The organism is Serratia silvae (genome assembly GCF_023282985.1).
GTDB lineage: Bacteria > Pseudomonadota > Gammaproteobacteria > Enterobacterales > Enterobacteriaceae > Chania > Chania silvae.
This window is the reverse complement of record NZ_JAGQDC010000024.1, coordinates 1-12,665: the sequence shown is the minus strand read 5'-3', so window position 1 is coordinate 12,665 and position 12,665 is coordinate 1. Positions and strand designations below refer to the sequence as shown.

The window sequence follows — 12,665 nt, the reverse complement described above, 5'->3', positions numbered from 1 at the left end:
GTAGCTAACGGGCGCAGCATGCGGCGCCCCTACGTAGAAGCCCCCTTGGCAGCAGCAGAGGGGGAAAAGGATTAACTCTCCGACTCAAACGCCTGGGTCAGATTTTCCAGCTGTTCCTGGGCATCCAGCCAGGTCATTTCCGTTTCTTCCAGAGCGGACTTGGCCTGGCTTTGCTTTTGCAGGCAGGCGGTCAGATCGGCTTTACGGCTGATGTCGTACAGCGCCGAGTCTGCCAGCTGTTCTTCCACCGCGGCCAATTCGGCACCCAGCTTATCCATCTGCAGTTCCAACTTGGCGATCTGCTTACGCAGCGGTTGGGTTTGCGTACGGAATTCCGCTTCACGGCGTTTTTGGTCTTTACGCGCCTGGGCGCTGTTGCCGTTATCCTGCTTCGGTGCGGCATCCTGCTGTGCCTGCTGCTTTTGCAGATCGCTAAGCCACTGCTGATAATCGTCCAGATCGCCCTCGAACTGCTCCACCTGGCCATCGTGCACCAGATACAGATCGTCGGTAGTGGAACGCAGCAGGTGACGGTCGTGCGAAACCACCACCAATGCCCCCTCGAAATCGATCAGCGCTTCGGTCAACGCCTGGCGCATATCCAGATCCAGGTGGTTGGTCGGTTCATCGAGTAACAGCAGGTTAGGGCGTTGCCAGACGATCAGTGCCAGCACCAGCCGTGCCTTTTCACCGCCGGAGAAACGTTCGGTGTTTTCGGTGACCTTATCGCCCTGGAAGCCGAAACCGCCAAGGTAATCCCGTAGCTGCTGCTCCAGCACGCGAGGGGCGATGCGGCTCAGATGCTGTAGCGGCGACTCATCGGCGCGTAGGAACTCCAACTGATGCTGGGCGAAGTAACCCAGCTTGATGCCCTTCGCCAGCCCGATCTCCCCGCTTAGCGGCTCCAGCGTGCCAGCCAGCATTTTGATCAGTGTTGATTTACCGGCACCGTTACGCCCCAGCAAACCAATACGCGAGCCGGGCACCAGGTTGAGCTTGATTGACTGCAAGATCACCTTGTCGCCATAGCCGGCACTGACTTTTTCCATGCGCAGCAATGGGTTTGGCAGGCTTTCGGGTTGGCGGAAGCTAAACGTGAACGGGTTATCGACGTGCGCCGGGGCAATCAGCTCCATCCGCTCCAGCATCTTGATGCGGCTCTGTGCCTGCTTGGCCTTGGTAGCCTGGGCACGGAAACGGTCAATGTAGCTTTGCAGGTGCGCCACTTTCTCCTGTTGGCTCTGATACAGCGACTGTTGCTGTGCCAGTTTGGTGACGCGCTGGCGCTCGAAGGAGGAATAGTTGCCAGTGTATTCGTTGATGGTCTCATTTTCGATGTGCAGGATCTTGTCGACGATAGGGTCGAGGAAATCACGGTCATGCGAAATCAGCACTAGGGTGCCTGGATAGCTTTTCAGCCAGCGTTCCAGCCAGATCACCGCATCCAGATCCAGGTGGTTGGTGGGTTCGTCCAGCAACAGCAGGTCGGAACGGCAAACCAAAGCCTGAGCCAGGTTGAGGCGCATGCGCCATCCGCCCGAGAAGGCACGTACCGGGCTTTGTAGCTGCTCGTTGGAGAAACCTAAACCGTGCAACAGGCTGGCGGCACGGGAACGGATAGTCCAGGCATCCAGGGCATCAAGCTTGCCGTGCAGAGTGGCGATGGCGTGACCATCGTTATTATCGTTTGCCACCTGTAATTCGGCTTCCAACTGGCGAAATTCCCGATCTCCATCGATAACATACTCAATGGCGGGCACGTCCAGTGCCGGTGTTTCCTGATTCACCCAGGCCAGCGCCCAGTTGTTTGGGAAGGTGTAACTACCGCCGTCTGCGGCGATCTCACCTTTCAACAGGGACAGCAGCGTGGATTTCCCACAGCCGTTTTTACCCACCAGGCCGACCTTCTGACCTGGATTAACCGTCGCCGTGGCGTTGTCCAACAGGACGCGGGTGCCGCGTCGGATTTGTAGCGAGGAGAAAACAATCATAAAGCGCCGTTTGTTCAGAGTATGTTAAATTGAATTGAGTTTACGTTAACAGGACGCTTACCCGTCCTATTATTAGTCTTTGCGTTGCATGGTAACGGAAATCCGCCACCCTGACGACGCTTTGGAGGGGAATGATGTCACAGCCGCCGAAGGTTTTGCTGCTGTATGCCCATCCGGAATCCCAGGACTCGGTAGCAAACCGGGTTTTGTTACAACCGGCACAGCAGTTGGAACATGTCACCGTGCACGATTTATACGCGCACTATCCTGATTTCTTTATTGATATCCATCACGAACAACAACTGCTGCGCGACCATCAGGTCATCGTTTTCCAACACCCCTTATACACCTATAGCTGCCCAGCCTTGCTTAAAGAGTGGCTGGACCGAGTGCTATCCCGTGGTTTTGCCAGCGGGATGGGCGGCAATGCGCTGGCTGGCAAGTACTGGCGTTCGGTGATCACCACCGGGGAGCCGGAAGGTGCCTATCGCACCGGGGGTTACAATCGTTATCCGATCGAGGATATTCTGCGCCCTTTTGAGCTGACCGCGGCCATGTGCCATATGCACTGGCTGACGCCGATCCTTGTCTACTGGGCGCGCCGCCAGAAGCCGGAAGTACTGAGCAGCCACGCCAGCGCCTATGGCGATTGGTTGCGTACCCCCTTACCGCACACCGGGAGGCACTGATGGAAGGTTCCGCGTTATTAACCGCCATACTGCTGTTCCTGTTTGCCGCGGTGGTGACGGTGCCGATTGCCCGCCGTTTGGGGATCGGGGCCGTTTTAGGCTATCTGCTCGCCGGTATCGCCATCGGCCCGTGGGGATTGGGATTCATCCGGGATGTGGATGAAATTCTGCATTTCTCCGAGTTGGGCGTGGTGTTCCTGATGTTTATCATTGGGCTGGAACTGAATCCGGCCAAACTGTGGGAACTGCGTCGTTCGATCTTTGGTGTCGGTGCCGGGCAGGTATTGGTCACGGCGGCAGTGCTCGGCGCGTTGCTTTACTTCAGCCATTTTGCCTGGCAGGCGGCGGTGATAGGCGGCATTGGCCTGGCTATGTCATCAACGGCCATGGCGCTGCAACTGATGCGTGAAAAGGGCATGAACCGCAACGAAGGAGGCCAGCTAGGCTTCTCGGTACTGCTGTTCCAGGATATGGCGGTTATCCCGGCGTTGGCGCTGATCCCAATCCTGGCCGGTGGCGCAGGTACCAGCGACGATTGGGCTGAAATCGCCATGAAGGTCGCGGCCTTCGGCGGCATGCTGATCGGGGGGCGCTTCCTGTTACGCCCGTTGTTTCGTTATATCGCTTCATCTGGGGTACGCGAAATATTTACGGCTGCTGCGCTGTTGGTGGTGCTGGGGGCTGCGCTGTTTATGGATGCCCTTGGCCTGTCGATGGCATTGGGGACCTTTATCGCTGGGGTGCTGCTGGCAGAGAGCGAATATCGTCATGAGTTGGAAATCGCCATTGAGCCTTTCAAAGGGCTGCTGCTCGGGCTGTTCTTCATCTCGGTAGGCATGGCGCTGAATATGGGCGTGTTGTATACCAATTTGTTGGAAGTGCTGCTTGGTGTGGTGATCCTGGTGGCGGTGAAGTCCAGTGTTTTGTACTCACTGGCGCGTATTTTTGGCCTGCGGCGCTCGGTACGTCTGCAATTTTCCGGGGTGCTGAGCCAGGGCGGTGAGTTTGCCTTCGTGCTGTTCTCGGCGGCTTCGACGCAGCATATCTTGGGCGACGAGCAACTAGCCTTGCTTCTGGTCGTGGTGACGCTTTCGATGATGACTACGCCGCTGCTGATGCAGATTATTGATCGCATTCTGACCCGCCGCTATAACGCCAAAGACGAGGATGAAGAAGCGCCCTATGTGGCAGACGACGATCCGCAGGTAATAATCGTCGGTTTCGGCCGCTTCGGGCAGGTGATTGGCCGCTTACTGATGGCTAACAAGATGCGTATCACCGTGCTTGAGCGGGACGTTAGCGCGGTCGGTGTATTGCGCCGCTACGGTTACAAGGTTTACTACGGGGATGCGACGGAGCTGGAACTACTGCGGGCAGCCGGTGCGAAAAAGGCCAAATCTATCGTCATTACCTGTAATGAGCCGGAAGATACCATGGCCATCGTCCATCTGTGCCAGCAGCATTTCCCCAACCTGTCCATATTGGCGCGGGCGCGGGGGCGTGTGGAAGCGCATGAGTTGCTCCAGGCCGGGGTGAAACAGTTTAGCCGTGAAACCTTCTCCAGCGCCCTGGAGCTAGGGCGTAAGGCGTTAACAGAGTTGGGGATGCACCCGCATCAGGCATATCGCGCTCAGCAGCATTTTCGCCGCCTGGATATGCGCATGCTGCGTGAACTGATGCCACCGCATCTTGGGGACGTGGCCCAGATTTCCCGCGTGAAAGAAGCCCGGCGCGAGCTGGAAGAACTTTTCCACCGCGAAATGCAAAAAGAAAAACGACAGTTCGACGGCTGGGATGAATACGAATAATTCGGAGCACAATGATGTCTACAACACGTAAAAGATTTATCGCCGGGGCGGTTTGCCCAAGCTGTAACGCTATGGATACGCTGGCGGTTTGGCGTGAAGACCAGGTTGAAGTGGTGGAGTGCGTCAAGTGTGGCCACCATCAGCGCCAGACTGAGCAACAGGTGGAAAAACACGTTCGCCCGCAGGAGCAGGTGATCGGTATTTTTCATCCGGAGTAGCGTTATCTGCCGTGATTTTTTATGCTGAAGGGTACAGCGCTGGAGATTTCCGCTACAATCTCCACCGATTTAGTTTCCAACGGTAGGAGATATCATGAAAGTAACAAAAGACTTGGTGGTCAGCCTGGCTTACCAAGTACGTACAGAAGACGGTGTTTTGGTTGATGAGTCTCCGGTGAGTGCACCGTTGGACTATCTGCATGGGCATGGCTCTCTGATCGCAGGTCTGGAAAAAGCACTCGAAGGTCACGAAGCGGGTGATCGTTTCGACGTTCATGTCGCCGCTAACGAAGCTTACGGCAACTACGATGAAAACCTGGTGCAACGCGTTCCTAAAGACGTCTTTATGGGCGTTGATGAACTGCAGGTAGGCATGCGCTTCCTGGCTGATACCGATCAGGGCCCGGTTCCGGTTGAAATCACCGAAGTTGATGGTGACCACGTAGTGGTTGATGGTAACCACATGCTGGCAGGCCAAGACCTGAACTTCCACGTAGAAGTTGTGGCGCTCCGTGAAGCGACCGAAGAAGAGCTGGCCCACGGCCATGTTCACGGCGAGCACGATCATCACCACGAACACGGTGAAGGCTGCTGCGGCGGTCATGGCCACGATCACGACCACGATCATGACCACGGCAAGAAAGGCGGCTGTGGTGGCAACGGTGGTTGCGGCTGCCACTAATCCTGGTGCTGTAACTGCAACAAAAGGTCGCTTCGGCGGCCTTTTTTAGTAATGCGGAGGAGGCGTTTCTTCCGACTGCGAGGCGATCATCGAAGGTTGGCTGGCGCGCAGCTTGTCGGTCAGCAGGCGCAGATGCTCTTGTATCTTCAGCATTTCAAGCTGTTGCTGCACCACGGTTTGATTGAGCTCCTCAATCGTCACTTCCTGAAAGGCCTGACGGCTTTCCATCTCTTCCAACCGCTGTAGCAGGTTCTCGTAGTCTTTCTCGTGCATGATGTTACCTCTGGCACTGTTAAATCCGGGATTCTGGCGCTATGTTATCAGTAGCCGTCGGCTTTGTGCCTGCCAATTTCGGCAAGCGGTTTTCCACTGCTGCAAGATAGGCAGTTCAATTCGCAAAGTTGTTAAATAGATCTGTTAATTATCAACATTATAGATGTTTTTATTGAACTTTGATATCAATGTGGGGTCACATCTTGACTCGATTGGTTACCTGTGTGACTGTTTTGTTTTGTTTCAGGCAGCTATAGTAGCCCGGCTAAATTACTTAATGATGGTTTGAGGCACCGCTTCAGACACTGGAGAAATGGATGAAATCTTTGTTTAAAGTCACGCTTCTGGCAACCACTATGGCTCTTGCTCTGAATGCGACCCAAGTTATGGCAGCCGATGCGGCAAAACCTGCTGATGCAGCTACCGTTACCACGACGGGTGAGGTAGCGCCTGCTAAACCTGCAGAAGCACCGAGCACTGGCAAGTTCAAGAATGACGATGAGCAGGTAGCTTACGCACTGGGTGTTCAACTCGGTCGTTACATGGAAAACTCGCTGGATGAACAAGAAAAACTTGGCATCAAGCTGGACAAAGATGTGATGCTCGGGGCTGTTAAGGACGCGTTTGCCAAGCAGAGCAAGCTGAATGACTCTGACATCGAAAAAACCCTGCAAGGTTTTGAAGTGCGTGTGAAGGCTTCCGCACAGGCGAAGATGGAGCAGGACGCGAAAGAAAACGAAGCGAAAGGCGTTAAATACGCTGAAACCTTCGCCAAAGAAAAAGGCGCCAAGAAAACCGAATCTGGTCTGCTGTACAAAGTAGAGAAAGAAGGTACCGGTGAAGCACCGAAAGACAGCGATACCGTAGTGGTGAACTACAAAGGTACTCTGACCGACGGCACCGTGTTTGACAACTCCTATGATCGTGGCGAGCCATTGTCATTCCGTCTGGACGGTGTGATCCCTGGCTGGACCGAAGGCCTGAAACACATCAAGAAAGGCGGCAAGATCAAACTGGTTATCCCACCGGCACTGGCCTACGGTAAAAATGGCGTTCCAGGGATCCCTGCTAACTCCACGCTGGTGTTTGATGTTGAACTGCTGGATGTGAAACCGGCAGTCAAGGCTGACGACAAAACAGAAAAAGCGGCTGACGAAGCTGCTGCAGGCGCTAAAGCCAAATAAGTCTTAGATTTTTCCAACCGCCGCGAATGTTCTTCGCGGCGGTTGTCATTTCTGCCCGATCAACAATGCAAAATTCCCCTCAACTTTATTCCCTGTTTTTACTGATTGCTTGACGCCTGCCGGGCATCGGGCTTAACGTCAATATCACGCGCAAATGTAAGGACCAGGATCTGACCGTTTTGCTAGACTCTGGGTCTGAACTTATGAATCATGCGCCTGCCCCTTAGGGCGTGTACCTAAAACTGCTCCTGGCAGCGATTGTCTCCTGCACGAGCCGTTTTAGTTGCGTCCCCTGGCACAGGCGATCTATGTAGGTGGTATCTTCGATGTCAAATTCGCTTTTATCCAGCGAAGCCAGTGAACTTGATTTGCTGAATGAGCGTCCGTTTAGTCAGACGGACCATGAAATCCTGAAGTCGTATGAAGTCGTGGTCGATGGGCTGGCGATGCTGATTGGCGGGCACTGCGAAATCGTGCTGCACTCCCTGGAGGACCTGAAATGCTCCGCCGTGCGTATCGCCAATGGTGAGCACACCGGGCGTAAAATCGGTTCGCCAATCACCGATCTGGCACTGCGTATGCTGCACGATATGGCGGGCGATGACAGCAGCGTCTCCAAAGCCTATTTCACCCGGGCCAAAAGCGGCGTGTTGATGAAGTCGGTGACGATTGCTATTCGTAACCGTGAACAGCGGGTGATTGGCCTGCTGTGTATCAACATGAACCTCGATGTACCGTTCTCGCAGATCATCCAGACCTTTATGCCGCCGGAAACGCAGGAGGTGGCCTCTTCGGTCAACTTTGCCTCCTCGGTTGATGATCTGGTGGCACAGACGCTGGAGTTCACCATTGAAGAGGTGAATGCCGATCGCAACGTGTCCAATAACGCCAAAAATCGCCAGATCGTACTCAACCTGTACGAGAAAGGCATTTTTGATATCAAGGATGCGATCAATCAGGTTGCCGATCGTCTGAATATCTCCAAACATACCGTCTACTTGTATATACGCCAGTTCAAGAGTGGCGATCTGCTGGGCAATGAGCGCTGATGCTTAACTACTGCCTATTGGTCACCGGCCCGGCTTACGGCACTCAGCAAGCGAGCAGCGCCTGGCAGTTCGCCCAGGCCCTGTTGGCGGCAGGTCACCGCATTACCAGCGTTTTTTTCTATCGCGAAGGAGTGCTGAATGCCAATCAGCTGATATCTCCGGCTAGCGATGAATTCGATCTGGTACGTGCGTGGGTTGATCTGGCCCAGGCACATGGCGTGGAGCTTAACGTCTGTGTGGCGGCAGCTTTGCGCCGTGGCGTGACCGATGAGCAAGAAGCCGCACAGTTGGCGCTGGTGACAGCCAACCTGCAGCCGGGATTTACCCTCAGCGGTTTAGGTTCGTTGGCAGAGGCGGCGCTGAGCAACGATCGTCTGGTACAGTTTTAAATGAGCAAGATGAAACGAGTTGCGTTTGTTTTTACCCAGGGGCCACATGGCAGTGCGGCTGGCAGGGAAGGGCTGGATGCGCTACTGGCGACGTCGGCACTGAGCGAGGATATCGGCGTGTTTTTTGTCGGCGATGGCGTGTTGCAACTGCTGCCGGGTCAACAACCCGAAAAGATCCTGGCCCGCAATTACATTGCCACCTTTGGCGTATTGCCGCTGTATGACGTTGAAAACTGCTATCTCTGCGCAACCGCCATCCAGGAGCGTGGCCTGCAACAGGTCACCGACTGGGTGCTGAAGGCTGAAATTCTGCCTGCGGATACTCTGAGCCAGAAACTGGCCACTTACGATGTGGTCATGACTTTCTAGGATATTTTGATGCTGTATACCCTCAGCCATTCCCCAACCCGTTGTGATCTGCCTGCGTTGTTAAGGCTTACCAGAGAAGGCGATGCTCTGCTATTGCTGCAAGACGGCGTACTGGCCGGCCTGGCCGGTAGCGCCAGCCTTGATTTATTGCTCATTGCCCCCATATCACTTTATGCGCTGCAGGACGATCTGGATGCCAGAGGCCTGTCTGGTCATTTTTCACACAGAATTACGCTAATCGGTTATACTGACTTCGTTGTGTTAACCGAGAAACACCGCAGTCAAATGGCATGGTAATGCGTGTGATGTTGTATATTTCTTGACACCTCTACCAGTCAGCCATAAAATTCTGCGTCCTCGTACTGTGCCAGTAGTGCATACGGGGGATTTATCACATGTTTACGAAGCGAAAAACGAAGCAAAACCCAGGAGCTTTTTTTAATGACTACGATTAATCAGCTGGTTCGCAAACCACGCTCTGTGAAGGCTGCTAAAAGCAACGTTCCAGCGCTGGAAGCCTGCCCGCAGAAACGTGGCGTATGTACTCGCGTATATACCACCACCCCGAAAAAACCAAACTCCGCACTGCGTAAAGTTTGCCGTGTGCGTTTGACTAACGGTTTCGAAGTGAGTTCTTACATCGGTGGCGAAGGCCACAACCTGCAGGAACACTCCGTAATCCTGATCCGTGGCGGTCGTGTTAAAGACTTGCCAGGTGTGCGTTACCACACCGTCCGTGGTGCACTTGACTGCTCCGGCGTTAAAGACCGTAAGCAAGCTCGTTCCAAGTACGGCGTGAAGAAGCCAAAGGCTTAATGGTTCTCCGTTAAGTAAGGCCAAACATTTTAATGTCAAAATAAACTCGTAGAGTTTTGGACAATCCTGAAATTTTCAACGGAGTATTTCCATGCCACGTCGTCGCGTAATAGGCCAACGTAAAATCCTGCCAGATCCTAAGTTCGGATCCGAGCTGTTGGCTAAATTTGTAAATATTCTGATGGTAGATGGTAAGAAATCTACTGCAGAAGCAATCGTGTATACCGCGCTGGAGACCCTGGCTCAGCGTTCTGGTAAAGGTCACCTGGAAGCTTTCGAAGTCGCTCTCGACAACGTGCGCCCGACTGTAGAAGTTAAGTCTCGCCGCGTTGGTGGTTCTACTTACCAGGTACCAGTTGAAGTTCGTCCGGTTCGTCGTAATGCCCTGGCAATGCGTTGGATCGTTGATGCCGCTCGTAAACGTGGTGATAAATCCATGGCTCTGCGCCTGGCGAACGAACTCTCTGATGCAGCAGAAAACAAAGGTTCTGCTGTTAAGAAGCGTGAAGACGTTCACCGTATGGCAGAAGCCAACAAGGCGTTCGCCCACTACCGCTGGTAATCCACGCAGTAGTTTTGCTAACCAAGTGGGCGCTTCAAGAAGCCAACCCGCTTGGTTTCACCGAACCGCCTAAGGCAATAGAGGAATCAAATGGCTCGTACAACACCCATTGAGCGCTACCGTAATATCGGTATCAGTGCTCACATCGACGCCGGTAAGACCACAACTACCGAACGTATCCTGTTCTACACCGGTGTAAACCATAAAATCGGTGAAGTTCATGACGGCGCCGCCACCATGGACTGGATGGAACAAGAGCAGGAGCGTGGTATTACCATTACTTCTGCAGCGACGACTGCTTTCTGGTCTGGTATGGCCAAGCAGTTTGAGCCGCACCGTGTAAACATCATCGACACCCCAGGGCACGTTGACTTCACCATCGAAGTAGAACGTTCCATGCGTGTGCTTGATGGCGCGGTAATGGTTTACTGTGCTGTTGGTGGTGTTCAGCCACAGTCTGAAACCGTATGGCGTCAGGCTAACAAATACAAAGTGCCACGCATCGCGTTCGTTAACAAAATGGACCGTATGGGTGCCAACTTCCTGAAAGTTGTTGGTCAGCTTAAATCTCGTCTGGGCGCAAACCCGGTTCCATTGCAGCTGGCAATTGGCGCAGAAGAGAAATTCACCGGTGTTGTTGACCTGGTGAAAATGAAAGCCATCAACTGGAACGAAGCTGATGCAGGCGTGACCTTCGAATACGAAGAGATCCCAGCTGACATGCAGGAACTGGCTGCTGAATGGCACCAGAATCTGGTTGAGTCTGCTGCTGAAGCGTCAGATGAGCTGATGGACAAATACCTGGGCGGCGAAGAGCTGACCGAGGAAGAAATCAAGAAAGCTCTGCGTCAGCGCGTGCTGAACAATGAAGTGATTCTGGTAACCTGTGGTTCTGCCTTTAAAAACAAAGGCGTACAGGCAATGCTGGATGCGGTTATCGAATACCTGCCAGCACCAAATGACGTTGAAGCTATCAACGGTATTCTGGACGACGGTAAAGATACCCCGGCTGTGCGTCATTCTGACGACTCAGAGCCGTTCTCTGCACTGGCGTTCAAAATCGCTACCGACCCATTCGTGGGTAACCTGACGTTCTTCCGCGTGTACTCTGGTGTTGTTAACTCCGGTGACACCGTTCTGAACTCCGTTAAGGCCGCGCGTGAGCGTCTGGGCCGTATCGTTCAGATGCACGCTAACAAGCGTGAAGAGATTAAAGAAGTTCGTGCAGGCGACATCGCTGCGGCAATCGGTCTGAAAGACGTCACTACCGGTGATACGCTGTGTGATCCTGCTAGCCCGATCATTCTTGAACGTATGGAGTTCCCTGAGCCGGTAATCTCCGTAGCGGTAGAACCAAAAACCAAAGCTGACCAGGAAAAAATGGGTCTGGCTCTGGGCCGTCTGGCGAAGGAAGACCCATCATTCCGCGTATGGACTGATGAAGAATCAGGTCAGACCATCATCGCAGGTATGGGTGAACTTCACCTGGATATCCTGGTTGACCGTATGCGTCGTGAATTTAACGTTGAAGCGAACGTGGGTAAACCACAGGTTGCTTACCGTGAAGCGATTCGCGCGAAAGTTACTGACATCGAAGGTAAACACGCCAAGCAGTCTGGTGGTCGTGGTCAGTATGGTCATGTTGTTATCGACATGTACCCACTGGAGCCGGGCTCAAATCCGAAAGGCTACGAGTTCATCAATGACATTAAAGGTGGTGTGATCCCAACGGAATACATCCCTGCCATTGATAAAGGTCTCCAAGAGCAGCTTAAGTCTGGTCCACTGGCCGGTTATCCGGTAGTTGATCTCGGTGTGCGTCTGCATTTCGGTTCTTTCCACGATGTTGACTCCTCCGAATTGGCGTTTAAACTGGCCGCGTCTATCGCCTTTAAAGATGGCTTTAAGAAAGCGAAACCTGTTTTGCTTGAGCCTATCATGAAGGTTGAAGTTGAAACGCCGGAAGAGAACACTGGTGACGTCATCGGTGACCTTAGCCGTCGTCGTGGTCAACTGAAAGGTCAGGAATCCAACGCTACTGGCGTTCAGATTCACGCTGAAGTTCCGTTGTCCGAGATGTTTGGATACGCAACTCAACTGCGTTCTCTGACCAAAGGCCGTGCTTCTTACTCCATGGAGTTCCTGAAGTACGATGATGCGCCGAACAACGTCGCTCAGGCCGTTATTGAAGCCCGTGGTAAATAAGCTTTCGGGTTTAACACATTGATCAGTGCTCTCTCCATGAGGGGGGAGCAAAAGAGTTAAGGAATATAGCCGTGTCTAAAGAAAAATTTGAACGTTCCAAACCGCACGTTAACGTTGGTACTATCGGCCACGTTGACCACGGTAAAACTACCCTGACCGCTGCAATCACTACTGTTCTGGCTAAAACCTACGGTGGTTCTGCACGTGCTTTCGACCAGATCGATAACGCGCCAGAAGAAAAAGCTCGTGGTATCACCATCAACACTTCTCACGTTGAATATGACACCCCGACTCGTCACTACGCGCACGTTGACTGCCCAGGGCACGCCGACTACGTGAAAAACATGATCACTGGTGCTGCTCAGATGGACGGCGCTATCCTGGTTGTAGCTGCGACTGACGGCCCTATGCCTCAGACTCGTGAGCACAT

At 53.5% G+C, this 12,665-nt stretch carries 15 protein-coding genes; 13 read left to right on the top strand and 2 right to left on the bottom strand.

From position 1 onward, the window contains the following. Window positions 1-71 precede the first annotated feature (71 nt). On the bottom strand, window positions 72-1,991 hold the full coding sequence (locus KAJ71_RS21325; protein WP_248947522.1) for an ABC transporter ATP-binding protein: 1,920 nt from the start codon (window positions 1,989-1,991) through the stop codon (window positions 72-74). 134 nt (window positions 1,992-2,125) lie between these two features. On the opposite strand from KAJ71_RS21325, the gene kefG reads away from it, so the two are divergent. From kefG to slyD, 4 genes are all read left to right on the top strand, one after another. After that, complete coding sequence (gene kefG, locus KAJ71_RS21320) at window positions 2,126-2,680, top strand: glutathione-regulated potassium-efflux system ancillary protein KefG (protein ID WP_248947543.1); 555 nt, start codon at window positions 2,126-2,128, stop codon at window positions 2,678-2,680. Next, the gene (kefB, locus tag KAJ71_RS21315; protein ID WP_248947521.1) at window positions 2,680-4,488 is read left to right on the top strand and encodes a glutathione-regulated potassium-efflux system protein KefB; all 1,809 of its coding nucleotides are present in this window, start codon (window positions 2,680-2,682) and stop codon (window positions 4,486-4,488) included. Before kefG ends, kefB begins: the two co-directional genes overlap by 1 nt. A gap of 14 nt (window positions 4,489-4,502) precedes the next feature. Beyond that, window positions 4,503-4,706, top strand: a complete 204-nt coding sequence (locus KAJ71_RS21310; protein WP_248947542.1) for a YheV family putative zinc ribbon protein — start codon at window positions 4,503-4,505, stop codon at window positions 4,704-4,706. A gap of 94 nt (window positions 4,707-4,800) precedes the next feature. Next, window positions 4,801-5,388 carry a peptidylprolyl isomerase gene (slyD, locus tag KAJ71_RS21305; RefSeq protein WP_248947520.1) on the top strand — a complete coding sequence of 196 codons (588 nt, stop codon included), beginning with the start codon at window positions 4,801-4,803 and terminating at the stop codon, window positions 5,386-5,388. Window positions 5,389-5,433: 45 nt separating this feature from the next. Here the strand turns inward: slyD and KAJ71_RS21300 are convergent, their stop codons facing one another. Beyond that, entirely contained in the window at window positions 5,434-5,661 is a 228-nt protein-coding gene (locus KAJ71_RS21300) for a SlyX family protein (RefSeq protein ID WP_248947519.1), read from the bottom strand. A 317-nt stretch (window positions 5,662-5,978) separates the two neighbouring features. Here KAJ71_RS21300 and fkpA point away from each other — a divergent pair, with 317 nt between their 5' ends. The 9 genes from fkpA to KAJ71_RS21255 all read left to right on the top strand — a co-directional run. Further along, the gene (gene fkpA, locus KAJ71_RS21295; RefSeq protein ID WP_248947518.1) at window positions 5,979-6,845 is read left to right on the top strand and encodes an FKBP-type peptidyl-prolyl cis-trans isomerase; all 867 of its coding nucleotides are present in this window, start codon (window positions 5,979-5,981) and stop codon (window positions 6,843-6,845) included. A 326-nt stretch (window positions 6,846-7,171) separates the two neighbouring features. Then, window positions 7,172-7,894 carry a helix-turn-helix transcriptional regulator gene (locus tag KAJ71_RS21290; protein ID WP_024482691.1) on the top strand — a complete coding sequence of 241 codons (723 nt, stop codon included), beginning with the start codon at window positions 7,172-7,174 and terminating at the stop codon, window positions 7,892-7,894. Further along, entirely contained in the window at window positions 7,894-8,283 is a 390-nt protein-coding gene (gene tusD / locus KAJ71_RS21285) for a sulfurtransferase complex subunit TusD (protein ID WP_248947517.1), read from the top strand. The genes KAJ71_RS21290 and tusD overlap by 1 nt, the downstream gene beginning before the upstream one ends. 9 nt (window positions 8,284-8,292) lie before the next feature. Further along, the gene (gene tusC / locus KAJ71_RS21280; protein WP_248947516.1) at window positions 8,293-8,652 is read left to right on the top strand and encodes a sulfurtransferase complex subunit TusC; all 360 of its coding nucleotides are present in this window, start codon (window positions 8,293-8,295) and stop codon (window positions 8,650-8,652) included. Window positions 8,653-8,661: 9 nt separating this feature from the next. Next, window positions 8,662-8,949, top strand: a complete 288-nt coding sequence (gene tusB, locus KAJ71_RS21275; RefSeq protein WP_248947515.1) for a sulfurtransferase complex subunit TusB — start codon at window positions 8,662-8,664, stop codon at window positions 8,947-8,949. Between the two features lie 144 nt (window positions 8,950-9,093). Further along, entirely contained in the window at window positions 9,094-9,468 is a 375-nt protein-coding gene (rpsL, locus tag KAJ71_RS21270) for a 30S ribosomal protein S12 (protein WP_021181638.1), read from the top strand. 91 nt (window positions 9,469-9,559) lie between these two features. After that, the gene (gene rpsG / locus KAJ71_RS21265; RefSeq protein WP_021181637.1) at window positions 9,560-10,030 is read left to right on the top strand and encodes a 30S ribosomal protein S7; all 471 of its coding nucleotides are present in this window, start codon (window positions 9,560-9,562) and stop codon (window positions 10,028-10,030) included. Between the two features lie 90 nt (window positions 10,031-10,120). Beyond that, a complete protein-coding gene (gene fusA, locus KAJ71_RS21260; protein WP_021181636.1) occupies window positions 10,121-12,235 on the top strand; it encodes an elongation factor G in 2,115 nt (704 codons plus the stop codon). Between the two features lie 71 nt (window positions 12,236-12,306). After that, a partial coding sequence (locus KAJ71_RS21255; RefSeq protein WP_248947514.1) for a GTP-binding protein occupies window positions 12,307-12,665 on the top strand: 359 nt, incomplete at its 3' end.

What these genes read in the sequence shown, in the direction of transcription:
- slyD (WP_248947520.1), top strand. Translation starts at nt 4,801, where the DNA reads ATGAAAGTAACAAAAGACTTGGTGGTCAGCCTGGCTTACCAAGTACGT.
- KAJ71_RS21310 (WP_248947542.1), top strand. Translation starts at nt 4,503, where the DNA reads ATGTCTACAACACGTAAAAGATTTATCGCCGGGGCGGTTTGCCCAAGC.
- fusA (WP_021181636.1), top strand. Translation starts at nt 10,121, where the DNA reads ATGGCTCGTACAACACCCATTGAGCGCTACCGTAATATCGGTATCAGT.
- tusC (WP_248947516.1), top strand. Translation starts at nt 8,293, where the DNA reads ATGAAACGAGTTGCGTTTGTTTTTACCCAGGGGCCACATGGCAGTGCG.
- KAJ71_RS21325 (WP_248947522.1), bottom strand. Translation starts at nt 1,991, where the DNA reads ATGATTGTTTTCTCCTCGCTACAAATCCGACGCGGCACCCGCGTCCTG.
- kefB (WP_248947521.1), top strand. Translation starts at nt 2,680, where the DNA reads ATGGAAGGTTCCGCGTTATTAACCGCCATACTGCTGTTCCTGTTTGCC.
- KAJ71_RS21300 (WP_248947519.1), bottom strand. Translation starts at nt 5,661, where the DNA reads ATGCACGAGAAAGACTACGAGAACCTGCTACAGCGGTTGGAAGAGATG.
- kefG (WP_248947543.1), top strand. Translation starts at nt 2,126, where the DNA reads ATGTCACAGCCGCCGAAGGTTTTGCTGCTGTATGCCCATCCGGAATCC.
- rpsL (WP_021181638.1), top strand. Translation starts at nt 9,094, where the DNA reads ATGACTACGATTAATCAGCTGGTTCGCAAACCACGCTCTGTGAAGGCT.
- fkpA (WP_248947518.1), top strand. Translation starts at nt 5,979, where the DNA reads ATGAAATCTTTGTTTAAAGTCACGCTTCTGGCAACCACTATGGCTCTT.
- rpsG (WP_021181637.1), top strand. Translation starts at nt 9,560, where the DNA reads ATGCCACGTCGTCGCGTAATAGGCCAACGTAAAATCCTGCCAGATCCT.
- KAJ71_RS21290 (WP_024482691.1), top strand. Translation starts at nt 7,172, where the DNA reads ATGTCAAATTCGCTTTTATCCAGCGAAGCCAGTGAACTTGATTTGCTG.
- tusD (WP_248947517.1), top strand. Translation starts at nt 7,894, where the DNA reads ATGCTTAACTACTGCCTATTGGTCACCGGCCCGGCTTACGGCACTCAG.
- tusB (WP_248947515.1), top strand. Translation starts at nt 8,662, where the DNA reads ATGCTGTATACCCTCAGCCATTCCCCAACCCGTTGTGATCTGCCTGCG.